The organism is Alcaligenes sp. YSL9, assembly GCF_030515105.1.
GTDB classification, from domain to species: Bacteria; Pseudomonadota; Gammaproteobacteria; order Burkholderiales; family Burkholderiaceae_B; genus Alcaligenes; species Alcaligenes phenolicus.
The window spans coordinates 964,271-987,538 of record NZ_JALXJU010000002.1 but is presented as its reverse complement, the minus strand read 5'-3'; the positions used below and the strand labels follow the sequence as shown (position 1 = coordinate 987,538).

Sequence of the window (23,268 nt, the reverse complement as noted above, 5' to 3'; positions counted from 1 at the left end):
CATCCCTTGCGGGGGTTTTGTTTTAGGCGGCGACAAAAGCGCAGGCTACCGGCCTGTCTCGGATTGCTCGAAGGCCTGACCCTGGACCGCCCGGTTCAGGCGCACCGCCACCCCTCCTGGCCCGTTCTGGGCTGCGTGTATTCCGTGTTCTTACCGACGCCGATTGGCCTAAGCCTAGTAGGTTGGCCATGACATTCTGTCCCGGCACCAGAGGGTTGACGGACAATGCGTCGCTGTTTACCTTCAGAATGCTCGGTCGTTCTACTCTTGCTGTGCCGATTGTTTGTTGTTGAGACGCGGCGACAGACCACTTCTTCTTCTTCTTCTTCTTCTTCTTCTGCTGCTGCTGCTGATTGCCACGGGTAGTGACTCTAATCGGCATGCACGGTGCCTGTTCTATGATTGGTGCGCATAGCGTTTAATGCTTTAGTTGCAGACAACGTGGCTGGATCATCGCTGCAGAGTGGTCGCTCTACTCTTCGCGCTCGTAGCATTAGCAGCTGAGCTTTTCGCACCAATCAGCTTTGATGACCAAGATGGGGGCTGCAACTGCCGACATCTGTCTCCTTAGCTTAGGGCTGTAGCGTACTTAGTCACTGCCTGTATTCGTCCTCCCTGAGCCCTCCGAAATTCCTACTCAGTTTTCTCTTTAACGTCGACGTAGCTGGCTCTGCTAAGGCCTATTGCATCCATTCAGAATTCAAGTCGATTTGGAAATGAGGCTGTCCCCAATCAGTTTCCCCTCTCAATATTCCCTACCTCTAACATGGTCAAATTTGACCGCTTCTTGCTTGGATCTGTTCCTAAGTCATGCTGAACTAGCTGTTCTGACTATCTTTTTACGTCCTCTTTAAAGCCTCGATTTATCTGTTTGACGTGTATCAATCAGGCACCGAGCTAATCTGAACAAGAGGGAACGGAGTATGTCAGTCTAGCTATGGTTCTATTTGGCATACGGAAAAGATATGGCGGCTCAAGACATGGCCTCGCAGGCAAGCAATGAAGAATTGTCAGACACCAGGCTAGTGCAGGGTGAAGGGCCGGGACGCTGGAAGCGGATACAGGCCCAGCTGGCTCATCTGCCTATATTCAAGGAGCTGCCACCGGAACAGCTGGAGCCCATCGCAAAAGGCACTCAGGAAATACATGCTTTGCGTGGGACGACTTTATTTCACAGTGGGGACCCTTGTTTGGGCTTTCACATGTTGGTCTATGGTCGGGTGAAGCTGGTATTTGTCTCGTCCACGGGCTCAGAGCGCGTCGTTCGCCTGGTGGGACCAGGAGAGGGGTTTGGTGAGGCGCTGATGTTCATGGGCCGTAATTACATTGTGACGGCCCAGACTTTGGTGGATTCTCTGCTTTTGCATATCAACAGAGACACCTTGATGGAGCAGCTGGAGAAGGGCAGTGATGTTGCCCGCCTGATGCTGGCTGGTTTAAGTGAGCGGCTTTATCGCTTGATGGGCGAGTTGGAGGCCTATACGCTGCAAAATGGTGTGCAACGTCTGGTGAATTACCTTTTGCAGGAGTGGCCGGGCGAAGAGGGTGTCCCCTTCAGGATCGATGTTGGTAAGTCCGTCATTGCTTCCCGCCTGAATCTGACCCCGGAGCACTTATCACGTACCTTGCGTGATTTGATGGACCGGGATCTGATTCGGGTTCAGCGACGTAATTTTACGATTCTGGACAGCGCGGCTTTGCGGCAATATGGTGCTCTGCCTGATATGCGTGGATAGCGCGCAGGCTATGGCGATAACGCTGCCAGGCTGCCCATAGATTCCATGACAGGATCGCAAAGGACAGCAGCAAGGTAGGTGCTGCCAACCACGCGAAAGATTCGACGCCCAAGCTTGCCCCTGTCCAGAGTATCAGGCCCAGGCTATGCAAAGCCCAATGCGCGCGGGCGGTGGACGCGGGGATGTAGTTGGCAGTCTTGGGAATAAGGCGCAAGAGGGCACGCGTGTGCTCGGTATTGTCCGTATCCATGCTGACATGCTCCTGGGCCTCCCGCCAAAGTAGAAAGGGCACGATGGTATAGAGCATCCCACAGACGACGGAACCCAAGGCTCCCATAATGAGCAAGACACCAATCGCCAGCTCTGCGTTGGAGGCGGCGGGATTGTGGGCCCAGAAGTTCAACAGAACAGCAATCAACAGGCTGCTTAAGGAGCTGTACCAGAATAAGGTGCTGGCTCCTGCTGTCGGACGCTTGCGTTTCCAGAGGCGCGCCCACGTAATCACCGCCCATAAGCCGTAGCTTAAAAAGATCAGGTAGGTGACCAGATCACGCACAGGTAACCAGGAGCCAGGTAAGGAGGCCAGGGCCCACTGTGCAATCAACAAGGCTCCTACGACCCAAGGTAGCCAACGTACTAGAGGCGCTGGGTAGAGTTCGGTGATTTGAAAAATAGGCAGCAGTTGGAACGACATGGCAATCAGCAGCAAGCCTGCCCAAGCTGCCAGGCCCATCGTCATGTGCAGATTCAGAAAATTGGCGACGGCTTGTTCGCTTGCCAGGGCGACCAGCATGGCAAGCCCCGTTGAGACAGTCAGCAACAGTCCCAGCAAAGCCAGTCGGATAGGAGCAACGATTTCTTTGGCGCCGCGAAAGACGTCGCGCCGAGAGCGCCACAAGGCCAGCATGGCAGTCAGTAGATAAACCCCCAAAGCAAAGGCAAGACAAGCGCCTGCCAGCGTGTAAGCCCAGCTTTGCCAGCTAAGAAAGCCTGTCATCAGAAATAGTGTGCCAGCGCTGAGCAAGCCCCAAAAAGCTAGCGCCTGACCGAGTGACACCTGAATACGCACATTGCAGGCCACGGCCAGAATATGTGCCAAAGAGGCAAACATGGCACTGCCCACGATCCCCAAGGTCCAGGCATGGGTTATGGCCAAGGTGGCGGGGTGCCAGCGGGAGTTGAATAATTCCGGTCCGCTATAGAGCGCCAGCATGGCAGCCAGCAGTCCAAAAAAAGGGACATTCGCAAACAAGGGCAAGGTCAGTGACAAAGAGGGTGACTGATCCAGCGATAAAGCGCGTTGCATAGACTTAGTTCCTGCGGATGATGAGCTTGAAGCCGTTTTCTTGGTGGGTGCCGTGATACTTGAAGCCGCTGCGTCGCAGGATTTCATACAAGGGGAAAGGTTCTCGATCCAGCCACATGAGCAAGGCCTGGGTGGGAGCCAGTTCAGCCAGTGCTTCCAGGCAATGCTCCAAAGGCTCGGGTGCGGGCAGGCCGCGAGTATCCAGCGTGATCTCAGTTTGTGTCATCAAGACTCCAGCACGAAAGGCTTGGAAGGCATTGTGGACCATTCTGCCCGCCTATGGCGCAGGCAAAGTGGGACTTGTTTGCCACGGGTCAGGAGGTGGGAAGAATTTGATATGCGTTAAGGCCCCTTAATTTCAGAGCAGGCATAGTGGTGGTCTTGTCGAGCCAGGATCCACCCTGGCCAGATTGCTGATCGGGGAGTGTCATGAATACAGCGTCCACGGCTTTAGCCGCGTCCGATAACCCGCAGATGGAACTGGTTTGCCCAGCGGGCAGCTTACCTGCCTTGAAAGCAGCCATTGATAACGGAGCCGATAGTGTCTATCTGGGGTTCCGGGATGCCACCAACGCCCGGAACTTCGCCGGGCTTAATTTTGATGCACAGGCGATTGCACAAGGGATTGATTACGCACACCAGCGCGGCCGCAAAGTTTTGCTGGCTCTCAATACCTACCCGCAACCCAATGCCTGGCAACAGTGGCGCGACGCGGTGGACCGAGCTGCCCAGGCTCAGGTCGATGCGGTCATCATGGCAGACCCAGGATTGATGGCCTATGCCAGTCAGGCACATCCCAATCTGCGCTTGCACTTGTCGGTGCAGGGTTCAGCCACCAATCCGGAAGCCATCAAGTATTACCACCAGAACTTCGGTATTCAGCGCGTGGTTTTGCCGCGTGTCCTGTCCATGACCCAAGTGGAGCAGGTCTGTGAGCAGGTCCCTGTTCAGGTTGAGGTTTTTGGCTTTGGCAGCTTGTGCGTGATGGTGGAGGGCCGCTGTGCCTTGTCCTCCTATGCCACTGGTGAGTCCCCCAATACACATGGAGTCTGTTCCCCCGCCGGGCATGTGCGCTGGGAGCAGACAGATCAGGGGCTGGAGTCGCGTCTGAATGGTGTGTTGATCGACCGCTATCAGGATGGTGAAAATGCGGCTTACCCCACTTTGTGCAAAGGGCGTTTTGATGTGGCGGGCGAAAACTATTACGCACTGGAGGAGCCCACCAGCCTGAACACTTTGTCCTTGTTGCCACAACTGTTGGCGGCGGGTGTCAGCGCAATCAAGATTGAAGGCCGACAGCGCAGCCCGGCTTATGTGGCTCAAGTTACTCAGGTATGGCGGCAAGCCATTGATTCGGCCAAATCCACGCCAGCCCGTTATTCAGTCCATCCGGCCTGGATGGGGGCTTTGAACAAACTGGCCGAAGGGCAGCAACATACGCTGGGTGCCTATTCTCGGCCCTGGAAGTAGAGCATGGGAGGCTCAATCATGAAATTATCTTTAGGCCCCTTGCAGTATTACTGGTCCCGCGTTGCCACGATGCAGTTTTATGAGTCGGCCTGCGACTGGCCTATCGATGTGGTGTATCTGGGCGAGACCGTATGTTCGCGTCGTCACGAGCTACGACTGGATGATTGGCTGGATATTGCCCAGATGCTGGCCCAGGCTGGCAAGGTGCCGGTTCTGTCTAGTCAGGTCTTGCTGGAGTCCGGGCGGGACGTGAATACGCTACGCAAGGTCACCGAACAGGCTGATTATCTGGTCGAAGCCAATGATATGGGAGCAGTACGTTTGATGCAGGGTCGGGACTTTGTCGCCGGCCCTTTTTTAAATGTTTATAACGGGCCAGTGCTGGATTTGATTGCTTCTCAAGGCGCGGTGCGTTGGGTGATGCCTCTGGAAATGGGCCGTGCAGGATTGGCGCAGTTGCAGCAAGACAGACCTGCCGGTTTGGAAACCGAGGTCTTTGCCTTCGGGCGTTTGCCCCTGGCTTTCTCGGCCCGTTGCTTTGCGGCGCGTAACCGCAATCTGCCCAAGGACAATTGCCAGTACGTATGCATGGACTATCCCGATGGCTTGCTGCTGGAAACTCGTGAAGGGCAGGGTTTTCTGACGATTAACGGTATCCAGACTCAATCCGCCTGGGTGTACACCTTACTGGAGCAGGTACAGGATTTGCGCGATTTGGGTGTGAATATGCTGCGTTTGAGTCCGCAATCTCAGCATATGGATGCGGTCGTGCATTTGTTTAATGACGTGATTCAGGGGCGTATTCAGGCAAGGGATGCCCACGAGGATATGCTGCCTTTACTGCCCGCTAAGGCCTGCAACGGTTTCTGGCATGGTCGCCCCGGTTTGGAATGGGTGTCGCCGGTGTCAGAGCGTTTTTAAGGGAGGGATGGAAGAATGAATGAAATAACGACTCCCCGTTTACCTGCTGTTGTGGCGGGTGTTTTAAGCCGTTTACCCCCGTGGCCCGGCTCCCGCTTGTTTTGTACGGGCTTGAACGTGCTGATGCGTCCGCACTTGCCGGTTGACATTGCGGAACGGTTGGAAGGGCGAGCTTTACGCATACAGGTGGCGGATGCCGGCTTAGCGTTTGACTATACGTGGCGCCAAGGGGCTTTTTATCCTCTGTCGGCACGCGTACAACGTCCGGATTTGACTCTGAAAGCGGATCTTTGGGCTTTTTATCAGCTTTTGCAGCGGCAGGAAGATCCGGATACCTTGTTCTTTAATCGACGTCTGTCGATTGAGGGTGATACCGAATTGGGTCTGATGGTGAAAAACACCCTGGACGCCTTGGACCCCGATATTCTGCATCCACGTGCAGTGCTTAAACAGGGTAAAGCGGCTTTACAGGATGTGCTGCGCCGCCCGATACGCACCCCCGCTTCTTCCTGAGACAATTAAGAGCGTCGCACTTCAAAGTGCGGAAACAGCTTCTGGAGGTTTTCCAAAACTTCCGCTCCTGGGTAGGCCTGCAAAGCCTGCCCAGTTTCATTCAGGAAATCGTCATCACAGCCTTGTGTGCGGAAAATCTGCACGGCATAGCGCTGGACGCCCAGCTCATGCAGGTGTTGTCCCAAAGCTTGTACCGAGGCGGGACTGTGCAGTTGGGGATGAATAGTGCTGCGGCACTCAAACAGAACGTCTTCGTTCAGCAGCAACTGCAAACTGCGTAAGGGCGCAGCGGCACTATTGCTGCGTTGAGTAATGGCGTCGTAGTGACTGAACTCTGCCTTGATATCCAGGCCTATCCAGTCCACCCAAGGCAGGATTTCCAGCAGTCTGGCCGGATGTGTGCCTGCGGTGTGTAAACCGATTTTGAAACCCAGCCTGCGCACCGCGCGGATGGCGGAGCCCAGGGCTGGGTCCAGTGTGGGCTCGCCGCCGCTAAACACGACGGCATCCAGCAGGCCGACGCGGCGATTCAGAAAGTCCAGCAGGGCGTTCCAATCAATAGCACTGTCTGGTGTGCGCTCTTGCAGGTGGGGGTTGTGGCAGTAGCCACAGCGCCAGGGGCAGCCTTGCACAAAGATGACAGCGGCTAATTGGCCGGGGTAATCCGTAGCCGAGAAAGGGGCGCAGCCACCCACTTTCAATGCCACTTTGTGGGCAGGCGTGGCCGGGTAAAGATGGCGCGTGGCGTAAGTCATGGAATTTGACCGGGCTGTTTATCGGGTGGGGACGGCATTGCTTGCGCAGGCGCTGGCTTCGGTGAAGTAGCGTCGCTCATGAAACTCACCTTGCTTGCCAATATTGAAAGACGACATGGGACGGTGATAGCCCATGACGCGTGTCCAGATTTCGCAAGGCTGGCGTTCGGAATCTTGAAGAGTGATGGTGTCGGTATTCATGAATAACTCCTTGGAAAAAAGGGCCGTCACGCTATGCGGATGTGACTAGCCTGGGTGTGTGCCAAGAGGCTGGTTGTAGATAAAGGCTGAGGACAACTAAAAGCCTGGTTTTAGTTGAGCCAAGTGGATTGGGTTTAGCCTGTCTTGGTAAAAAGTTGACTTGAAGAGATCGGCTTTAATGGACTGATGTCGGTGTCGGTGTCGGTGTCGGTGTCGGTGTCGGTGTCGGTGTCGGTGTCGGTGTCGACGACGGCGTTGACGTGTCCGCGAAAACTTCGTTTTGAACGTCAGCCTCGGCTCGAGCTTGAGCTATCTTGTTGGCCAGCAATTCGCTGTCGCAATGCGGGCAAAACTCATGTTTTCCAGACAGATAGCCGTGCTTGGGGCAGATAGAAAATGTGGGCGTAACGGTGATGTAAGGCAAGGAAAAACGGTTCAAGGCTCGTTGCACCAGATTGCGGCAGGCATCAGTGCTGGACAGTGCTTCGGTCATATAGAGGTGCAGCACGGTGCCGCCGGTATATTTGCCTTGCAGCTCGTCTTGTCGTTCCAGTGCTTCGAAAGGATCTTCGGTGAAGCCCACCGGCAGCTGTGAGGAATTGGTGTAGTAAGGCATTTGCTCGGTCCCTGCTTGCAGAATGTCGGGCCAGCGGGCGCGATCTTCTTTGGCAAAGCGGTAAGTGGTGCCCTCGGCAGGGGTGGCTTCCAGGTTGTACAGGTGGCCGGTACTTTCCTGAAACTCCACCATGCGCTCCCGAATATGGTCCAGCAAACGCAGGGCAAAGCGGTGCCCCCACGGCGTGCAAAGATTTTGCTTGTCCTGGGTAAAGTTGCGGATCATCTCGTTAATGCCGTTAACTCCCAGTGTGGAAAAGTGATTGCGCAAGGTGCCCAGATAGCGGCGTGTGTAGGGAAACAGCCCTTGGTCCATATGCTGCTGGATCACCGTGCGCTTGATTTCCAGGCTGTCGCGGCCCATTTCCAGCAGTTCATCCAAACGGGCAAACAGACCGGCTTCATCGCCTTGATACAGATAACCCAGGCGGGCGCAGTTCAGGGTGACCACCCCCAGGGAGCCAGTTTGTTCGGCAGAGCCAAACAAGCCATTACCGCGCTTGAGCAGCTCGCGCAGATCCAGCTGCAGGCGGCAGCACATGGAGCGGATCATATTGGGTTCCAGCTCGGAGTTAATGAAGTTCTGGAAGTAGGGCAGGCCATATTTGGCCGTCATGGCAAACAGGCGCTCGGCATTCGGGCTGTGCCAGTCAAAATCCCGGGTGATGTTGTAGGTGGGGATCGGAAAGGTGAAGGCACGGCCACGGGCATCGCCCTCGCTCATGACTTCGATATAGGCCTGGTTGATCATGTCCATTTCGGCCTGCAGATCCCCGTAGCAAAACGGCATTTCTTCGCCACCGATTTGCGGAACTTGCTCGCGCAGGTCGTCGGGGCACGCCCAGTCAAAGGTCAGATTGGTAAAGGGCGTCTGCGTCCCCCAGCGCGAGGGTACGTTCAGGTTGTAGATCAGTTCCTGCATGCATTGGCGCACCTGCTTGTAGCTCAGGCCGTCCTTGCGGATGAAGGGCGCCATATAGGTATCAAAGGAGCTGAAGGCCTGGGCACCGGCCCATTCGTTCTGCAGGGTGCCCAGGAAATTGACGACCTGACCGACTGCACTGCTTAGATGACGGGGTGGGCCGGATTCGATTTTTCCGGGTACGCCATTGAGCCCTTCATTCAGGAAAGTGCGCAAGGACCAGCCGGCGCAGTAACCAGAGAGCATGTCCAGATCGTGGATGTGCAGGTCGGCCTGACGGTGTGCCTGGCCGATCGCTTCGGGGTAAACGTGGCTGAGCCAGTAGTTGGCAATCATCTTGCCCGAGCTGTTCAGAATCAGACCGCCCAGCGAATAGCCCTGGTTGGCATTGGCTTGCACGCGCCAGTCCTGGCGGTCCAGATATTCAGTAATGGAGCGGATGATGTCCAGCTGAGCAGCTGGACGCGTTGCGGTTTCCTGGGTAGCCATATTTTTCACCAAAACCTATATGTAGTGATTTTTAGGATTCACGACACTATATATGGTGGTTTTTGAAGGGGCTAGGCGATTGTCGTCCAGGCTTGATCTAGGTTAATTTTGTGCTCGAAGTGACTGGATCAAGGATTTTGTCGGAAAGAAGTCTTTGGGCACTCCTTACCCTTATCGCTCTTAGATGGAGATTTGCGAAGGCGAGATGGTCGTGCTGCCAGGTGTAAAGTGTTGGCTATGGCCATGCTATGCAAGCAAGCTGTTTATGTGGGTTACGTGCAAGTAGCACAACAGCAGCTTGGCTCCTGCCGGTGGAGCCGCACTGTAGCGGGCTCGACGGATAAGCGGTGTACTTGTCTGTTACAGTGCGCCGTCTCTTTTCCGGGAGGCAAAAAAATACCCGCTGACTTTTTACAGGCCAGCGGGTATTTCTTGAATAGTAGGACTTGAATAGCGGGTTTAGTGCTTGAATCGTGCTTTTAGCGCAATACAAAGTGCCTGCTGATACTGGCTGACTTGTTCAAGCAGGCGTTCCTCGTGGGAAGCCCAGCTTTGTTTCTGCTCTTCGGTGCGTGTGGGGGCGGGTGACCAGGCAGAGTCCGGAAAGAAAGGGTCGTCCTTCCAGCGAGGGATGATGTGCCAATGCAGATGCGGCACTTGATTTCCGAATTGAGCCAGATTGATCTTGGCGACTCCCAGTTGTTCACGCTGAGTCTGCTCAACCACATATACGGCTGCCATGATGTGCTGCCGTTGTTCTTCAGACAGGTCTGTCATTTCAGCCACATGATCTTGCCAGATTACCCGTGTATAGCCGGGAAACGGACTGTCCGTGACGGCCAGTACCTGCAGCCCTGCACCCGACCATAGCAATTGATCGGGTTTCAAGGCACACAGGGGGCAAGCGTGGGTGCTCATGCAGGCTGACCGAAGAACAGGTTCTGCAAGGCAACGCCTGGATCAGGTTCACGCATGAAGGCCTCACCGACCAGGAAGGCTTGCACCTGGTTCTCGCGCATCAGGGCCACATCTTCAATGGTGTGAATACCGCTTTCGGTGACAACGCGTTTTTCGCTGGGGATAAAGGGCAGCAGGTCCAGCGTGTTCTGGGTGCTGGTTTCAAAGGTGCGCAGATTGCGGTTATTGATGCCCAGCAGGCTGGTCTTCATTTGCAAGGCAATATCCAGCTCGGCGCGGTCATGTACTTCAACCAGTACGTCCATGCCCAGTTCGTGGGCCATTTCTTCGTATTCCATCAGCTGATCCTTCTCCAGCGCGGCGACGATCAGCAAGATGCAGTCGGCACCCATGGCTCGGGCATGGATGATCTGATAGGGGTCAATAATGAAGTCTTTGCGCAGTACGGGCAGTGCGCATACGGCACGGGCCTGGCGCAGGTGGTCGTAGGAACCCTGGAAATACTGGATATCGGTCAGGACCGACAGGCAGGCCGCGCCGTGGGCGGCGTAGCTGGAGGCAATCTCAGTCGGGTTGAAGTCGGCACGGATCACACCCTTGGACGGGGAGGCCTTTTTGACTTCCGCAATAATGGCAGGCTTGCCTTGAGCGATCTTGTCTTCAATGGCGCTGGCAAAGCCGCGCAGGTCGTTCCGGTTCTTCGCTTCGCGCAGCAGATCGGACTCGCTGCGCAGTTGGCGGGCGGTGACGACTTCAGCTCTTTTGGTGTCGAGGATCTTGGCCAGAATGTCGTTCATGGATTTAACTTCCTTGTATAAGCGCGGAATTGTTCGAGTTTTTCGCGTGCGGCACCGTTGGCAATGGCCTCAAAAGCCATGCGCAGGCCTTGTTCAATGGAGTCGGCGTGGTTGGCAGCATAGATGGCCAAACCAGCATTGAGGCCCACGATATCACGAGCCGTACCCTCTTGGTTATTGAGGGCTTCCATAATCATCACGGCAGATTCTTCCTTGCTGGAGACGCGAATGCTGCGGTTGGAGGTCATGGCCATGCCAAAGTCTTCGGGGTGAATTTCGTATTCCCGCACCTGACCGTCTTTCAGTTCGCCCACCAGGGTGGCCGCACCCAGAGAGGCTTCATCCATACCGTCCTTGCCGTGCACGATCAGCACGTGCTTAGCGCCCAGGCGTTGCATTACGCGCACCTGAATCCCCACCAGGTCCGGGTGGAAGACGCCCATCAATTGGTTGGTTGCTCCGGCCGGGTTGGTCAGTGGGCCCAGAATATTGAAAATAGTGCGCACGCCCAGCTCTTTGCGGACAGCAGCCACATTTTTCATGGCGCCGTGGTGAGCGGGGGCGAACATGAAACCAATATTGGTTTCGGCAATGCTTTGCGCCACTTGCTCGGGCGAGAAGGTCAGGTTTACGCCCAGGGCTTCCAGCACGTCCGCACTACCGGACGAGGAAGAGGCACTGCGGTTGCCGTGCTTGGCTACTTTCACTCCTACGGAGGCGGCCACAAACATGGAGGCGGTGGAGATATTGAAGGTATTGGAGCCGTCGCCACCTGTACCGCACATATCCAGCAGTTCGTCCGGATTAGGCGTAATGACGGGAGTGGCAAATTCGCGCATCACCTGGGCGGCGGCAGAAATTTCACCCACGCTTTCTTTTTTCACGCGCAAGCCCATCAGCAAGGCAGCCGCGATCTGAGGCGACATTTCGCCGCGCATGAGCATGCGCATCAGATGCAGCATTTCGTCGTGGAAGATTTCCCGGTGTTCGATACAGCGCACCAGTGCTTCGGTAGGAGTGATGGTGTTCATGATTTAAAGGTCCAGAAAGTTCTTCAGTAAGGCGTGGCCATGCTCGCTTAGCACCGACTCGGGGTGAAACTGCACGCCATAAATAGGCAATTCGCGGTGACGGACACCCATGATCTCGCCGTCTTCGGTTTGCGCGGTTACCTCCAGACAGTCGGGCAGACTGTCGCGCTCGATGGCCAGGGAGTGATAACGGGTGACGTTAAAGGGCGAGGGCAAGTTGCTGAATACGTCCGTGCCCTGGTGAGTAATAGGGGAGACTTTCCCATGCATGATTTGCTGCGCACGGATAATGCGCGCACCAAAAGCATGCCCGATCGCCTGATGACCCAGACAGACGCCCAGAATCGGTAGCTTGCCGGCAAAGTGCTGGATCAGTGCAACCGACAGGCCCGCATCCGCAGGGGACTTGGGGCCGGGCGAGACGCACAGATGGCTGGGATTCAAGGCTTCAATTTCTTCAAGTGTGACTTGATCGTTGCGTCGTACCACTACTTCCTGACCTAGTTCTCCAAAGTACTGGACCAGGTTGTAGGTAAACGAGTCATAGTTATCGAGCATGAACAGCATGGGAATACTCCGGCAAAAAAGGATGGCAGTGGGGCGATTAAATAGGCTCGTCCAGACCGAATTGCACTTGTTCGGCAGCGCGGATTACGGCGCGTGCCTTGGCTTCGGTCTCTTGCCATTCTTTTTCGGGATCGGAGTCGGCCACGACACCGGCGGCGGCCTGCACATAGAGCATGCCGTCCTTGATGACGCCGGTGCGTATGGCAATAGCCAGATCCATTTCGCCCGAGTAGCTCAGGTAGCCAGCGGCACCACCGTAAACGCCACGGCGCACGGGCTCAAGTTCATCAATGACTTCCATGGCGCGTACCTTGGGGGCGCCGGTCAGGGTGCCCGCGGGGAAGGAGGCGCGCAGCACGTCCATCTGGCTCATGCCGTCTTGCAGTTCACCGCAGACATTGGAGACCAGGTGCTGAACATGCGAGTAACGTTCGATTGCCATGGTGTCCGTGACTTGTACCGAGCCGGTTTTGGCGATACGGCCAATATCGTTGCGGGCCAGGTCGATCAGCATCAGGTGTTCGGCGCGTTCTTTAGGGTCGGACTTCAGCTCGGCGGCCAGTGCGGCATCGGCTTCAGGTGTGGCACCGCGTTTGCGAGTGCCGGCCAGTGGGCGAATGGTGACGCGCTCCATGTTGCGGCCATCCTGACGGTGTTCTTCCTGACGCACCAGAATTTCTGGCGAGGCACCCACGACCTGGAAGTCGTCGAAGTTCCAGAAGTACATGTAAGGCGATGGGTTCAGCGAACGCAGGGCGCGGTACAGGGACAGGGGCGAGTCGCGGAAAGGTTTGGTGATGACCTGGCCGATCTGCACTTGCATCAGGTCACCGGCTGCAATGTATTCCTTGGCGCGGGCCACGGCCTTCAGGTAATCCTCTTTGTCGAAGTCGCGCTCGCATTCGGTTTGCATGCTGGCGTAGGCGTAAGGGATCACGACGGGTGAACGCAGCTTTTCGCGCAGATCCTTCAGACGACGCTTGGCCAGTACGTAGGCTTCGGGCTGGGCGGGATCGGCGTAGACCAGCAGGTAAGTGCGGCCAGCCAGATTATCCACAATCACCAGCTCGTCTACTTGTAGCAGCATGATGTCCGGCACGCCTTCTTCCTGGTCGGAAGGGGAGGGTTTGCGGTTCATGCCCAGGGACGGTTCGATGTGACGCACCGTGTCGTAGCCGAAGTAACCGGCCAGACCACCCGCAAAGCGGGGCATGCCAGGACGCAGGGCTACTTTGAAACGGGCCTGGAATTGCTCGATGAATTCCAGCGGATCGCCTTCGGCTGTTTCGACAATCTTGCCATCGTGCAGCACTTGGGTATGACGGCCATAGCTGCGGATCACGGTACGGGCAGGCAGGCCAATAAAGGAGTAGCGACCGAACTGCTCGCCGCCCACAACCGATTCCATCAGGCAGCTGTAACGTCCGCCTTCGGGGCCGTTGTGCGCCAGTTTCAGATAAATCGACAGGGGCGTATCCAGGTCGGCATAGGTTTCCGCAATCAGGGGAATGCGGTTAAAGCCTTCTGCTGCTAGGGCATTGAATTCTATTTCTGTCATTGGGATCTCGAGGGTCAGTGGGTACGACGAGCCGGACAGAAACAAAAAAAGCCCGGTCGTTGTGATTACCGGGCTTATTTTCCTGGAGGCGGTCCGCTGTGTACTACTTTGCAGGGACGCCAGACTTCAAGGTTATATCTACCCGATACACGAACGCCACCAGCGCCAATAAGCGCCGTAGATTGTGGATGCGTGAGTGCGAGTAGACATGAATTTTATGACGTAAATATGGTGTTGCGTTTATTGCGCAGCCAGGTGGCCGCGTCGGCAATAGAGGCAACTATACCATCGGAATCCAGGCTTTGCACATCCTTGCCTTCGTTATAGCCGTAAGGAACCAACAGTACGGGGATGTTCGCCGCACGCGCTGCCTGGGCGTCATTCATGGAATCCCCAATGACCAAGGCCTGTTCGGGAGCCAGTTTCATTTGCTCGCAGGCGTAGACAAAAGGCATGGGGTCGGGCTTTTTGCGCGGGCAGGTATCACCGCCCACCACCAGTTCGAAGTACGGGCCCAAACCTGTTTGTTCCAGCAAGGGGCGGGCAAATTGTTCGGGCTTGTTGGTGACCACAGCCAGACGCAATCCCTGGCTTTTAAAGTCATCCAATCCTTCTAGTACACCTGGATACAGGCGGCTGTGTTGGCCATTACATAATTGGTAATGGTAATAAAATGATTCCAATGCCGGGGTGTAGTCGGCAGGAGGTTCAGGTAGATCGGTCAGAGCGCGTCGCACCAGGTTTTCCGAGCCCTTACCCACGAAAGTGGCGATGCGCTCCTCTGGGAGCGGGGGTAAACCCAGGTCGATACGCATGGCATTACATGCCGAGGCCAGATCGGGAATGGTATCGAGCAGGGTTCCATCCAAATCAAACAGCACAGAGAAAATATTCATCTTTTTGTAGCTGACTTGTGACAAAATATTGTCAAATTCCTGTTAAGGTCGAGCAGAAAAAAGTTTTCGGAACGTCGGGTTTTCATTTCGTTTGATTCATCATGTTAAAGCTCCTTACTGCACGCGGGCTTATCAATTTAGTGAGCAAACCGTATTTTGGTACAAGATTGGCTTTCGATAGTCCGTTCAGAAAGGCCCTAGGAGCGGAAGTATGATGCTCGATACATTTCATCAGATTCTCGTAGAAAAACAAGTTACGCCGGTCTTTCAGCCCATTGTGGATTTGCAGTCCGGCTTGATTCTGGGTTACGAGGGTTTGATTCGAGGGCCAAAGGACAGCAGTTTTTATTCGCCCTTGGCCTTGTTTGACGCCGCCCGGCAATGTGGCCGCTTATGGGATCTGGAAGAGCTGTGTTGCCATACCTTGGTCAGCAGTTTCAAGCAGCAGGGTTTGGCGGGCAAACTGTTTTTGAACTCCAGCCCGGATGTGGTGATGCGCATGTTGCCTTCGGCCCGCATCGAACCGCGTACCGGTATGCCACAGCTGGATGGCATTGACTGGAGCCGGGTGGTGGTCGAATTGACCGAATCCGAGCGTACTGACAGCTACGACTATCTGAATCAGGCTATTGAGCTTTATCGAAAAGAAGGCCTGCAGTTTGCCATTGATGATCTGGGTGAAGGCTATGCCTCGCTGCGTTTGTGGTCCGAATTGCGGCCCGAGTACGTCAAGATCGACAAATACTTTGTGCGCGATATTGATACCGATGTGCTCAAGCAGCAATTGGTACGCTCCATTTGCGATATTGCCAGCCATGCTCAATCCGTTGTGATTGCAGAAGGGATTGAAACCGGCGCGGAACTACGCACCTTGCGCTACTTGGGCGTGGCCTGTGGGCAGGGCTATTTGCTATGTCGCCCTCAACCTAACCCCCCGCCTCAGCTGGAGCCCGCTCAAGCCGCGCTGTTTGGACCCTCCACTGTGCGCACTCAGCGTCAAGTGCAAGGCCGTGATTCCATGAGCGTGCGGCGTTTACTGCGTGCCGCGCCAGCGGTGCCTGATAATACACCCACGAATCGTGTGTATGAGCTGTTTCAAAGCCACCCAGATCTTAGTGCCGTGGCTTTGGTGCGAGGGGATCGACCGACGGGTATTTTGCGTCGTAGCCAGCTTTATGATCAGCTTGCCCGGCCTTATCACCGCGAACTGTATGGCAACAAGCCATGCTCCCTGTTTATTGAAACCCCACCGCTGATTGTTGACTGCGATACCAGCTTGCTGGAGTTGGGCACCTTGATGACGCAGGGAGCGGGGGATGCCTTGAGTGATGGTTTCATCATTACCGGGGCGGGTGAGTATCTGGGCCTGGGCTCCAGTGTGGAGCTGATGCGTGAAATTACGCAGATTCAGATCATGACGGCGCGTTATGCCAATCCACTGACGCAATTGCCGGGTAATGTGCCGATTGATGAGCATATTGATAGTTTGCTGCGTAATCGGCAGAACTTCGCTGTGTGCTATGCGGATCTGGACCACTTCAAACCCTATAACGATTTGTACGGCTATCGCAAAGGCGATGAGCTGTTACGCTCCATGGCCGAGCTCTTCACCCGTTACGCGGTGGCTCGCATGGACTTTGTGGGCCATGTGGGGGGGGACGATTTTATTTTGGTGTTTACCAGCCCGGACTGGGCCGAGCGCTGCCAAAGCATTCTGGACGAGCTGGAAAAAGAGCTGGAGTCCCTGTATAGACTGGAGCATCGGCAAGCAGGCGGCTATTTGGCTGAAAACCGTCAAGGCGTGCTGGTGTTTCACCCGCTAGTGAGCCTGTCTTTAGGTGTGGTCACAGTCGAGGAGCCCGAATTGTATTCGGGCTCTTTAATTGCGGAGCTGGCCAGTTCTGCCAAGGCACAGGCCAAGCGGGTGCAGGGCAATGCCTTGTTTGTGGAGCGCCGCCGCCCCGACAGTGCGGTTCGGCAGGGCAGTTATAGCCGCAATACGATGCTGCAGTAGCGGGAACAGCAGGCCGAACGCAGGATTTAGGCCTGCTCTGCCAGAGCGATTTGCGCGCGCATGTCGCGGATGACCTGAGCGTAGTCGGGCTGACCAAAAATAGCCGAACCGGCCACAAAGGTGTCAGCACCGGCTGCACGGATGGCGCCGATATTGTCCACCTTCACGCCACCGTCGATTTGCAGCAGGATGGGCTGACCACCTTCTGCAGTCCACGCATCAATGCGGGCGCGGGCTTGGCGCAGCTTGTCCATGGCGCTGGGGATAAAGGCCTGGCCACCAAAGCCGGGGTTAACGGACATCAGCAGGACCAGATCCAGCTTGTCCATCAGGTGATCCATCCAGTTCAGCGGGGTGGCCGGGTTGAATACCAGGCCGGCCTTACAGCCGTGGTCACGGATCAGCGACAGGGTGCGATCCACGTGGCGCGAGGCTTCGGGGTGAAAACTGATGTAATCGGCACCGGCTTTGGCAAATTCGGGGATCAGCGCGTCCACGGGCTCCACCATCAGGTGTACGTCGATGGGGGCAGTGGTGTGGGGGCGCAGCGCAGCACAGACCATGGGGCCGAAAGTCAGGTTCGGTACAAAGTGGTTGTCCATGATGTCGCAGTGAACCCAGTCGGCACCGGCGGCGATAACATTGCGGACTTCTTCACCCAGGCGGGCGAAGTCGGCCGATAAAATACTGGGAGCGATACGTGTGGAGCTGGCTTGGGACATAATAGGTGCCGTAAAGATTAGACATCACGAAAATCGTGGCCATATGTCATCATTATAGTTTCAAGCGGGGGGCTGTGCAGCGCCCCGTATTTGTACAGCCGTAACCTGGAATCCATCATGAAGCCTGACGATATTGAGGTGCAGATCACGCCCCAGTACCTGCCTGAGCAATCCGAGCCCGATAGCAATCAATATGTTTTTGCCTATACCGTACGGATTACCAACAATGGACAGCAGACGGCCCAGATTATCAGTCGTCACTGGATCATTACGGACGACAATCAGCAGGTTCAGGAAGTGCGTGGCCTGGGCGTTGTAGGACAACAGCCGGTGCTGGCTCCAGGTGAGACCTTTGAATACACCAGTGGTTGCCCCCTGAACACGCCGTTTGGCACCATGCGCGGCAGCTATCAATGTGTTGGTGAAAATGGTGTGCCCTTTGAGGTCGCCATTCAGGAGTTCATCCTTTCCTCTCCCCGTACCTTGCACTAAGGGCCAAACCCAGCCATGAAGATAATTTATTGCGTGCCAGCCGTACTGCTGGCATTAAGTGCCTGTTCCACCATTCCTGGGGATCAGGGTTCTTCGTCAACGGCTCCGGGTACAGCAGAAGGCGGTCCTGATATCGCTCTGCAACCGTTGCGCGTGCCGTCCTTGTCGGCACTGCCGGACACCCCGGCGCGTGCGTTGGCAGGGCGTTATCAAGCCGTGAACTGGTCCGCCTTGCCGGGCTGGCAGGCTGATTCGCTGGACCATGTCTGGAAAGGTTTCATCAATAACTGCAAGGGCCTGATGCGCCCTGTCAGCGGTTCGCTGGCCATGCCCGCACGTGCCAATCCCCGTGCCTGGCAGCCCGTTTGTCAGGCTGCGGCTTCTGCCGGTTTGAACGCTGACACCAAAGATACGGCCGCTGTACGTGATTTTCTGCAGCAACAGTTGCAGCCCTGGCGTTTGCTGACCGGCGACGGCAAGGTGGCTCAAAATACGGTCACGGGCTATTACGAACCTTTGCTCAAGGCCTCGCGTACCCGTAGTTCCAGCTATCAATGGCCGCTTTTCGCTGCGCCGGATGATTTGCTGACGATTGACCTGGGTAGCTTGTACCCCGAGCTGGCTGGCAAGCGTATTCGCGGCAAGCAAGTGGGCAAACGCATTGTGCCCTACGACACTCGCGAGCAGATCGTGTCCAGGCAGGATCGCCAGCCACCCGTGATCGTGTATGCGGAAGATCCGGTAGAAGGCTTTTTCCTGCAGATCCAAGGCTCGGGTCGTGCGGTCCTGCCCGATGGCAGCGCCGTGCGTCTGGCCTATGCCGACCATAACGGTCGCCCTTATGCCTCGGTAGGCCAATGGCTGGCCAAGCAGGGCGAGATGCCTTTGGCGCAGACTTCCATGCAAAACATCAAGGCCTGGGCCAAGCGCAATCCGCATCGCGTTCAGGAAATGATGAATGTAAATACCGCCATGGTGTTCTTCCGCGAAGAGGCCATTGTGGATCCGGAGCTGGGCCCTAAAGGTGCCTATGGCATTCCCTTGATTGGTCTGCGTTCCGTGGCTATTGACCCCACTTACGTGCCTTTGGGTACGCCTGTGTACTTGGCTACCTCGCAGCCTGCTTCTAACCAGCCTTTGCAGCGACTGGTTTTTGCTCAGGACACGGGCGCGGCGATTAAAGGTGCCGCACGTACCGACTTGTACTGGGGCACGGGCGATCAGGCTGGTGCGCAGGCAGGGCGCATGAAGCAGCAAGGTCAAATGTGGCTGTTGTGGCCACGTCAGGCAGGAGCACCGAGCGCACGATGAGCAAAGAACGAATTGTGGTGTGTGGCGGGGCCTTGGCCGGTATGGCCAGCGCTCTGGGTTTACGCAAGGCCGGGTTTGATGTCAGCATCTTGTCCCCCGCTTACAAGCCTATGGAACTGGCGGCAGGGCAGTATCACCCCCGTGTCTACGCCGTCTCGGTCGCCAGCCAGCGTTTTCTGACGCAGTTGGGTGCCTGGAACTTGATGTCGGCCCAGCGCATTTCGCCAGTGCAGGCCATGGAAGTACATGGTGATGGCGGCGGTTGCCTGAATCTGCATGCTTGGCAGGACGCGCAGGATTATCTGGCCTGGATCGTTGAGTCCGGACAGATGGAGCAGGCGCTGTATCAGGCCTTGCAAGTGTTTGGTGTGCCCTGGATTGAAGACCGTTTCGAGTGTCTGGAAGGCAATACCATCATCACCGCCGGACAGAAGCGCGTCAGCGCCGATTTGTTTGTGGGGGCAGATGGTGCCCGTTCCGGCCTGCGGTCTGCTGCTGGCATTGAGCATCATGGTCGTGAGTATGGGGACGCCGGTTTGGTGGCCCACTTCAACGTGGAGCGCCCGCACCAGCAAGTCGCCTTGCAGTGGTTTACTGGCGATTCGATTCTGGCCCTGTTGCCTATGCCGGATGTGGATGGCAAACCGCAAGTCTCCATGGTCTGGTCCGTGCCGCAAGCGCAGGCCGACAAGGTGTTGGCCATGCCCTCAGAGGAGCAGGCGCAGTATCTGCAAAACAGCTTGTTCTCTTTATCCAATGGCCGTTTGGGGCAGTTAAGCTTGCGTAGCCCGGTACACGGTTTCCCGTTGACCTTTGAGCGTAGCGGCCTGGTGTCGCCCGGTGTGGCCTTGGTGGGTGATGCGGCGCATCGCGTCCATCCTTTGGCTGGCCAGGGTTTGAATCTGGGTCTGGGCGATATCGAAGCCCTGATCAAGGTCTTGTCCGAGCGTGGCCCGCATTATTCGGTCGGTGATATGCGTGTACTCAATCGCTACAAGCGCGCTCGCGCTGAACCGATTGCGGCCATGCGGGCAGCCACCGATGGTTTGTATCGTCTGTTTGCGGCACCGGGAGCACCGGCTTCCATGCTGCGCAATGCCGGTATGCAAGTGGTGGACCGCTTGCCCTGGGTGAAACGCCGCCTGATCGCGCATGCTGCCGGCGTGAGCCCCGGCGCGCTCTTGTTCTAAGGCCGCTAGGGTCTTGTCGATTAGCAAAGGAAGTACGTCATGATGTTGCACCTTCGTTCTGTATTGGCTCTGGCGCTTTTGTCGCTGTGCAGCCTGGCTCAGGCCACCAGCCCCGCCAAAGTAGACACACGTTTCGAGACTACCCGCCAGGTCTTTGAAGCCGCTTTCCCCGGCGTGACGGTCGATGGTATTCGCGCCACACCATTTCCCAATTTGCTGGAAGTGGAAGTGGGCGGCACCTTGCTCTACACCGACCCGCAGGCCAGCTTTGTGATGCAGGGTTCTTTGCTGGATAGCAAAACTCGTGTTGATCTGACCGAGCAGCGCATGCAGGAACTCAATCGTGTGTCGCTGAATGATTTGCCGCTGGATAAGGCCATCAAGCTGGTAAAAGGCGACGGTAGCCGTCAAATGGTGGTTTTTGAAGATCCCAATTGCGGCTATTGCAAACGTCTGCATACAACTTTGCAGGAGATCGACAATGTTACGGTTTATAGCCTGATGTTTCCCATCCTGGGGCCGGACAGCCGCCGCAAAGCCGAGGACATCTGGTGCGCCCAAAACCCCGCTAAAACCTTGAGTGATTGGATGGGGGGCGGAGCGCGACCCGAGAAAGCCTCGTGTGAGCATCCATTGGATCAGTTATTGGCAGTAGGACAAAAACTGCGCGTTCAAGGCACCCCGGCCATTTACTTTGCTGATGGCAGCCGCGCTGATGGCTGGCTGCCTGCTGCCCAGTTGCAGTCTCGCCTGGACGCTGCCGCCCAGTAAGTATTCTGGCTGGTCTTGAGCTAGAACAACCCGCTTTCGAGCGGGTTTTTTATGTCCCATCGTTATGGAAACTATAATTATTTGTGGGGCATGATTTTAAAAGAGCAGCGATTAGAAAATAATCCCGAGATGGTTCAGGCGGTAAGGCGGACGTTATTTTAAAGACAAAAAATTTCAAACGCCACATTTGACCATTCTTTACTTTGTGCTCCGTATTCTAGAAGTGATAATTCTAACTATTGATAAAAATAGTATTGTCGGCCCTCGCCGGGACCGTCGTGGGACTGACAATAATTAAATAGTAGGCGCTTATGGAACATGCACGCTGCGTGTTGATTGTTTTGGAAGAAGGCGAAGGCTTGCACTACTGGCTGGAGCAACTGCGGGTTTTCGGTACCAAGACAAGCGTTGTCAGATCCCTGGAGAAGGTAGCCGAGGCGCGTCTGAGCCAGGCCGATCTGTTGCTGTTTCCTGTTGAGACGGGCTACGTGCCTTTGATGGTGGCCAAATTGCGCAATGACTTTGGCTCGCTGGGTATTGTGGCCGTTCAGTCCGGCCTGTCTGCCAGTGCTCGTGTGCAGTTGCTGCTGACGGGTGCTGATGCGTGTCTGGCTATGGATGTGCAAGTTCCCGAGCTGATGGCCTGGTGCCATGCCGTGCGCCGCCGTAATGTTTATGCCGCCGTGGGTGCCACCCAGGCGATGGAAGAGGTTCAGGATCAGAGTGGCCAGCAGGAATGGATCTTGCGCGATAAAGGCTGGACTCTGGTGGCTCCCAATGGGGTGGGACTGGAACTGACGCATAGCGAACGTCAATTGATGGACGCATTCATCCGCCATGCGGATGCCCGTTTCAGCCGTGAAGACCTGATGCGCGACAAAGGCCTGGCTGCCAGTGACAGCCGTGCAGTGGATTCCCTGATCAGCCGTTTGCGCCGCAAGGCCAGTCAGGCAGGGGTGGCCTTGCCGATCAAGTCGGTGCACGGCTGGGGCTACACCTTTACGGGCAAGTTGATCGCCCAGCAAGAGCCGCAAGATACTGAAATCATGGAGTTTTACGCCCAGCGCGACGAGCAGGAAGCATCCCAGCCCACGCCGCTGGAACTCTTGCGTGCGCTGGAAACTCTGGATGTGCTTGATCCCCAGGCCAGCGAAGCGCTGTCTTTCTCTTATCAGTTGCGCGTGGCGACCGGTACGGGCCAATACAGTGGTGTGGACGCCCAGGTGTTCTGGACCTCGCCCACAGGCTTGCGTCTGTCATCGGATCTGGTGCTGCGCCATATGCCTGACGCCATTCACCGTCAGGCTTTGTGCGAATGGATGCTGCGCACCCTGATGGCTGACGTGCGTCGCTGGTGGCAGGAGTATTCGCTGCGTGCCAGCCATATTGGCCTGAAGTTGCCCATCGATATGCTGCTGCCTATCTATAAGCGCATGCCCAGCATGTTGCGTCAGTTCGAGCTGCAGCCTTGCTGTGTGGAACTGGACTTGTTCAGCGACGAGGAATTGGAAGAAACACCAGAACTGATCCAGGCTTTGCAGTTTCTGAAAGAACAGGACATTCAGGTCTGGCTGACCAGCCCCGATATTGAGAACAACAAGCTCAACCGTTTGCGTGGCTGGCCAATTAGCGGCGTCAAACTGGAAGCCGAGGTTATTCAACGCGCCTGCCGTGAATCGACGTTCAAGGCATTGCTGGAAACCGCGTGCCATTTACTGACCGAGCAGGGCTTTGAGCTGGTTATCAAAGGCGTCGATAACCTGGAACAGCGCGATCTTGCCTTGAATCTGGAGCTGGGTCATTACCAGGGGCGTCTGACCTCGGAATTGATGTCTGAAGATGGCTTCTTGCTGACTCTGGCCAGCAGCGAACCCTCTTTTGGCCAAGGCCACGAAGCTTCCCGACGCTTGAGCGGTAGTGTTTTGTAAGCCGCCTTAGCATCCAATTATCTCGATATGTAACTTTAATTAAGTATTTCAAGCCCGAGGCCGTTACCCAGCTTGTTCGATGGGGCCTCCATGCAGGCCGACCGTGGTGACACGGTCGGTTTTTGCGTACCTGGGACCTGTCTTT

The 23,268-nt window shown here is 56.0% G+C and carries 22 protein-coding genes; 10 read left to right on the top strand and 12 right to left on the bottom strand.

Translation table 11 applies throughout. From position 1 onward, the window contains the following. The first annotated feature begins 965 nt into the window (after nucleotides 1-965). Entirely contained in the window at nucleotides 966-1,736 is a 771-nt protein-coding gene (locus tag M2Q46_RS12675; RefSeq protein WP_052159203.1) for a Crp/Fnr family transcriptional regulator, read from the top strand. On the opposite strand, the gene M2Q46_RS12670 is transcribed toward M2Q46_RS12675, so the two are convergent. Both M2Q46_RS12670 and M2Q46_RS12665 read right to left on the bottom strand, forming a co-directional pair. After that, complete coding sequence (locus tag M2Q46_RS12670; protein ID WP_302357356.1) at nucleotides 1,675-3,042, bottom strand: hypothetical protein; 1,368 nt, start codon at nucleotides 3,040-3,042, stop codon at nucleotides 1,675-1,677. The genes M2Q46_RS12675 and M2Q46_RS12670 overlap by 62 nt on opposite strands. Before the next feature lie 4 nt (nucleotides 3,043-3,046). Continuing rightward, the gene (locus M2Q46_RS12665) at nucleotides 3,047-3,268 is read right to left on the bottom strand and encodes a DUF2249 domain-containing protein (RefSeq protein ID WP_035268878.1); all 222 of its coding nucleotides are present in this window, start codon (nucleotides 3,266-3,268) and stop codon (nucleotides 3,047-3,049) included. A gap of 248 nt (nucleotides 3,269-3,516) precedes the next feature. On the opposite strand from M2Q46_RS12665, the gene M2Q46_RS12660 reads away from it, so the two are divergent. The 3 genes from M2Q46_RS12660 to M2Q46_RS12650 are packed head-to-tail and all read left to right on the top strand — an operon-like array spanning nucleotide 3,517 to nucleotide 5,946. Further along, a complete protein-coding gene (locus M2Q46_RS12660) occupies nucleotides 3,517-4,512 on the top strand; it encodes a peptidase U32 family protein (RefSeq protein WP_009458516.1) in 996 nt (331 codons plus the stop codon). An 18-nt stretch (nucleotides 4,513-4,530) separates the two neighbouring features. Further along, nucleotides 4,531-5,433 carry a U32 family peptidase gene (locus M2Q46_RS12655; RefSeq protein ID WP_031232782.1) on the top strand — a complete coding sequence of 301 codons (903 nt, stop codon included), beginning with the start codon at nucleotides 4,531-4,533 and terminating at the stop codon, nucleotides 5,431-5,433. A gap of 15 nt (nucleotides 5,434-5,448) precedes the next feature. Beyond that, on the top strand, nucleotides 5,449-5,946 hold the full coding sequence (locus M2Q46_RS12650; RefSeq protein WP_258866285.1) for an SCP2 domain-containing protein: 498 nt from the start codon (nucleotides 5,449-5,451) through the stop codon (nucleotides 5,944-5,946). A gap of 5 nt (nucleotides 5,947-5,951) precedes the next feature. Here the strand turns inward: M2Q46_RS12650 and M2Q46_RS12645 are convergent, their stop codons facing one another. From M2Q46_RS12645 to M2Q46_RS12605, 9 genes are all read right to left on the bottom strand, one after another. Next, nucleotides 5,952-6,701 carry an anaerobic ribonucleoside-triphosphate reductase activating protein gene (locus M2Q46_RS12645; protein ID WP_035268503.1) on the bottom strand — a complete coding sequence of 250 codons (750 nt, stop codon included), beginning with the start codon at nucleotides 6,699-6,701 and terminating at the stop codon, nucleotides 5,952-5,954. Between the two features lie 18 nt (nucleotides 6,702-6,719). Next, on the bottom strand, nucleotides 6,720-6,902 hold the full coding sequence (nrdD, locus tag M2Q46_RS12640; protein ID WP_115634839.1) for an anaerobic ribonucleoside-triphosphate reductase: 183 nt from the start codon (nucleotides 6,900-6,902) through the stop codon (nucleotides 6,720-6,722). Nucleotides 6,903-7,077: 175 nt separating this feature from the next. Further along, a complete protein-coding gene (locus tag M2Q46_RS12635; protein ID WP_302357354.1) occupies nucleotides 7,078-8,928 on the bottom strand; it encodes a ribonucleoside triphosphate reductase in 1,851 nt (616 codons plus the stop codon). A gap of 459 nt (nucleotides 8,929-9,387) precedes the next feature. Beyond that, nucleotides 9,388-9,846: an HIT family protein gene (locus tag M2Q46_RS12630; RefSeq protein ID WP_115634843.1), complete on the bottom strand. Its 459-nt coding sequence runs from the start codon at nucleotides 9,844-9,846 to the stop codon at nucleotides 9,388-9,390. Beyond that, a complete protein-coding gene (gene trpC / locus M2Q46_RS12625; protein WP_009458523.1) occupies nucleotides 9,843-10,643 on the bottom strand; it encodes an indole-3-glycerol phosphate synthase TrpC in 801 nt (266 codons plus the stop codon). The genes M2Q46_RS12630 and trpC overlap by 4 nt, the downstream gene beginning before the upstream one ends. Beyond that, on the bottom strand, nucleotides 10,640-11,674 hold the full coding sequence (gene trpD, locus M2Q46_RS12620; protein ID WP_035268496.1) for an anthranilate phosphoribosyltransferase: 1,035 nt from the start codon (nucleotides 11,672-11,674) through the stop codon (nucleotides 10,640-10,642). The genes trpC and trpD overlap by 4 nt, the downstream gene beginning before the upstream one ends. Nucleotides 11,675-11,677: 3 nt before the next feature. Further along, the gene (locus M2Q46_RS12615; protein WP_021447083.1) at nucleotides 11,678-12,241 is read right to left on the bottom strand and encodes an aminodeoxychorismate/anthranilate synthase component II; all 564 of its coding nucleotides are present in this window, start codon (nucleotides 12,239-12,241) and stop codon (nucleotides 11,678-11,680) included. Nucleotides 12,242-12,278: 37 nt separating this feature from the next. Further along, nucleotides 12,279-13,799 carry an anthranilate synthase component I gene (gene trpE / locus M2Q46_RS12610; protein WP_302357352.1) on the bottom strand — a complete coding sequence of 507 codons (1,521 nt, stop codon included), beginning with the start codon at nucleotides 13,797-13,799 and terminating at the stop codon, nucleotides 12,279-12,281. Between the two features lie 215 nt (nucleotides 13,800-14,014). After that, the gene (locus M2Q46_RS12605) at nucleotides 14,015-14,695 is read right to left on the bottom strand and encodes a phosphoglycolate phosphatase (RefSeq protein ID WP_021447082.1); all 681 of its coding nucleotides are present in this window, start codon (nucleotides 14,693-14,695) and stop codon (nucleotides 14,015-14,017) included. A 211-nt stretch (nucleotides 14,696-14,906) separates the two neighbouring features. Here M2Q46_RS12605 and M2Q46_RS12600 point away from each other — a divergent pair, with 211 nt between their 5' ends. Beyond that, nucleotides 14,907-16,709 carry a GGDEF domain-containing protein gene (locus tag M2Q46_RS12600; protein WP_060186104.1) on the top strand — a complete coding sequence of 601 codons (1,803 nt, stop codon included), beginning with the start codon at nucleotides 14,907-14,909 and terminating at the stop codon, nucleotides 16,707-16,709. Nucleotides 16,710-16,735: 26 nt separating this feature from the next. Here M2Q46_RS12600 and rpe read toward each other — a convergent pair whose 3' ends face one another. Further along, entirely contained in the window at nucleotides 16,736-17,431 is a 696-nt protein-coding gene (gene rpe, locus M2Q46_RS12595) for a ribulose-phosphate 3-epimerase (RefSeq protein WP_009458542.1), read from the bottom strand. Nucleotides 17,432-17,548: 117 nt separating this feature from the next. Between rpe and apaG the strand changes: the two genes are divergently transcribed. The 5 genes from apaG (at nucleotide 17,549) to M2Q46_RS12570 (ending at nucleotide 23,123) form a co-directional block, all read left to right on the top strand. Next, complete coding sequence (gene apaG / locus M2Q46_RS12590; RefSeq protein WP_021447080.1) at nucleotides 17,549-17,923, top strand: Co2+/Mg2+ efflux protein ApaG; 375 nt, start codon at nucleotides 17,549-17,551, stop codon at nucleotides 17,921-17,923. Between the two features lie 15 nt (nucleotides 17,924-17,938). Beyond that, complete coding sequence (locus tag M2Q46_RS12585; RefSeq protein ID WP_302357351.1) at nucleotides 17,939-19,234, top strand: murein transglycosylase A; 1,296 nt, start codon at nucleotides 17,939-17,941, stop codon at nucleotides 19,232-19,234. Then, nucleotides 19,231-20,424, top strand: coding sequence for an FAD-dependent monooxygenase (locus tag M2Q46_RS12580; protein ID WP_302357350.1), 1,194 nt, complete (start codon nucleotides 19,231-19,233; stop codon nucleotides 20,422-20,424). Before M2Q46_RS12585 ends, M2Q46_RS12580 begins: the two co-directional genes overlap by 4 nt. 39 nt (nucleotides 20,425-20,463) lie before the next feature. Further along, the gene (locus tag M2Q46_RS12575) at nucleotides 20,464-21,195 is read left to right on the top strand and encodes a DsbC family protein (protein WP_268381075.1); all 732 of its coding nucleotides are present in this window, start codon (nucleotides 20,464-20,466) and stop codon (nucleotides 21,193-21,195) included. A 311-nt stretch (nucleotides 21,196-21,506) separates the two neighbouring features. Beyond that, nucleotides 21,507-23,123, top strand: a complete 1,617-nt coding sequence (locus tag M2Q46_RS12570; RefSeq protein WP_302357349.1) for an EAL domain-containing protein — start codon at nucleotides 21,507-21,509, stop codon at nucleotides 23,121-23,123. Nucleotides 23,124-23,268: the final 145 nt, after the last annotated feature.

Excerpts from the sequence above, each read along its gene's own strand:
- M2Q46_RS12655 (WP_031232782.1), top strand. The coding sequence starts at position 4,531 with ATGAAATTATCTTTAGGCCCCTTGCAGTATTACTGGTCCCGCGTTGCC.
- M2Q46_RS12580 (WP_302357350.1), top strand. The coding sequence starts at position 19,231 with ATGAGCAAAGAACGAATTGTGGTGTGTGGCGGGGCCTTGGCCGGTATG.
- trpC (WP_009458523.1), bottom strand. The coding sequence starts at position 10,643 with ATGAACGACATTCTGGCCAAGATCCTCGACACCAAAAGAGCTGAAGTC.
- M2Q46_RS12605 (WP_021447082.1), bottom strand. The coding sequence starts at position 14,695 with ATGAATATTTTCTCTGTGCTGTTTGATTTGGATGGAACCCTGCTCGAT.
- M2Q46_RS12645 (WP_035268503.1), bottom strand. The coding sequence starts at position 6,701 with ATGACTTACGCCACGCGCCATCTTTACCCGGCCACGCCTGCCCACAAA.
- apaG (WP_021447080.1), top strand. The coding sequence starts at position 17,549 with ATGAAGCCTGACGATATTGAGGTGCAGATCACGCCCCAGTACCTGCCT.
- M2Q46_RS12600 (WP_060186104.1), top strand. The coding sequence starts at position 14,907 with ATGATGCTCGATACATTTCATCAGATTCTCGTAGAAAAACAAGTTACG.
- M2Q46_RS12575 (WP_268381075.1), top strand. The coding sequence starts at position 20,464 with ATGATGTTGCACCTTCGTTCTGTATTGGCTCTGGCGCTTTTGTCGCTG.
- trpD (WP_035268496.1), bottom strand. The coding sequence starts at position 11,674 with ATGAACACCATCACTCCTACCGAAGCACTGGTGCGCTGTATCGAACAC.
- M2Q46_RS12635 (WP_302357354.1), bottom strand. The coding sequence starts at position 8,928 with ATGGCTACCCAGGAAACCGCAACGCGTCCAGCTGCTCAGCTGGACATC.
- trpE (WP_302357352.1), bottom strand. The coding sequence starts at position 13,799 with ATGACAGAAATAGAATTCAATGCCCTAGCAGCAGAAGGCTTTAACCGC.
- M2Q46_RS12585 (WP_302357351.1), top strand. The coding sequence starts at position 17,939 with ATGAAGATAATTTATTGCGTGCCAGCCGTACTGCTGGCATTAAGTGCC.
- nrdD (WP_115634839.1), bottom strand. The coding sequence starts at position 6,902 with ATGAATACCGACACCATCACTCTTCAAGATTCCGAACGCCAGCCTTGC.
- rpe (WP_009458542.1), bottom strand. The coding sequence starts at position 17,431 with ATGTCCCAAGCCAGCTCCACACGTATCGCTCCCAGTATTTTATCGGCC.
- M2Q46_RS12670 (WP_302357356.1), bottom strand. The coding sequence starts at position 3,042 with ATGCAACGCGCTTTATCGCTGGATCAGTCACCCTCTTTGTCACTGACC.
- M2Q46_RS12675 (WP_052159203.1), top strand. The coding sequence starts at position 966 with ATGGCGGCTCAAGACATGGCCTCGCAGGCAAGCAATGAAGAATTGTCA.
- M2Q46_RS12615 (WP_021447083.1), bottom strand. The coding sequence starts at position 12,241 with ATGCTGTTCATGCTCGATAACTATGACTCGTTTACCTACAACCTGGTC.
- M2Q46_RS12570 (WP_302357349.1), top strand. The coding sequence starts at position 21,507 with ATGGAACATGCACGCTGCGTGTTGATTGTTTTGGAAGAAGGCGAAGGC.
- M2Q46_RS12660 (WP_009458516.1), top strand. The coding sequence starts at position 3,517 with ATGGAACTGGTTTGCCCAGCGGGCAGCTTACCTGCCTTGAAAGCAGCC.
- M2Q46_RS12665 (WP_035268878.1), bottom strand. The coding sequence starts at position 3,268 with ATGACACAAACTGAGATCACGCTGGATACTCGCGGCCTGCCCGCACCC.
- M2Q46_RS12650 (WP_258866285.1), top strand. The coding sequence starts at position 5,449 with ATGAATGAAATAACGACTCCCCGTTTACCTGCTGTTGTGGCGGGTGTT.
- M2Q46_RS12630 (WP_115634843.1), bottom strand. The coding sequence starts at position 9,846 with ATGAGCACCCACGCTTGCCCCCTGTGTGCCTTGAAACCCGATCAATTG.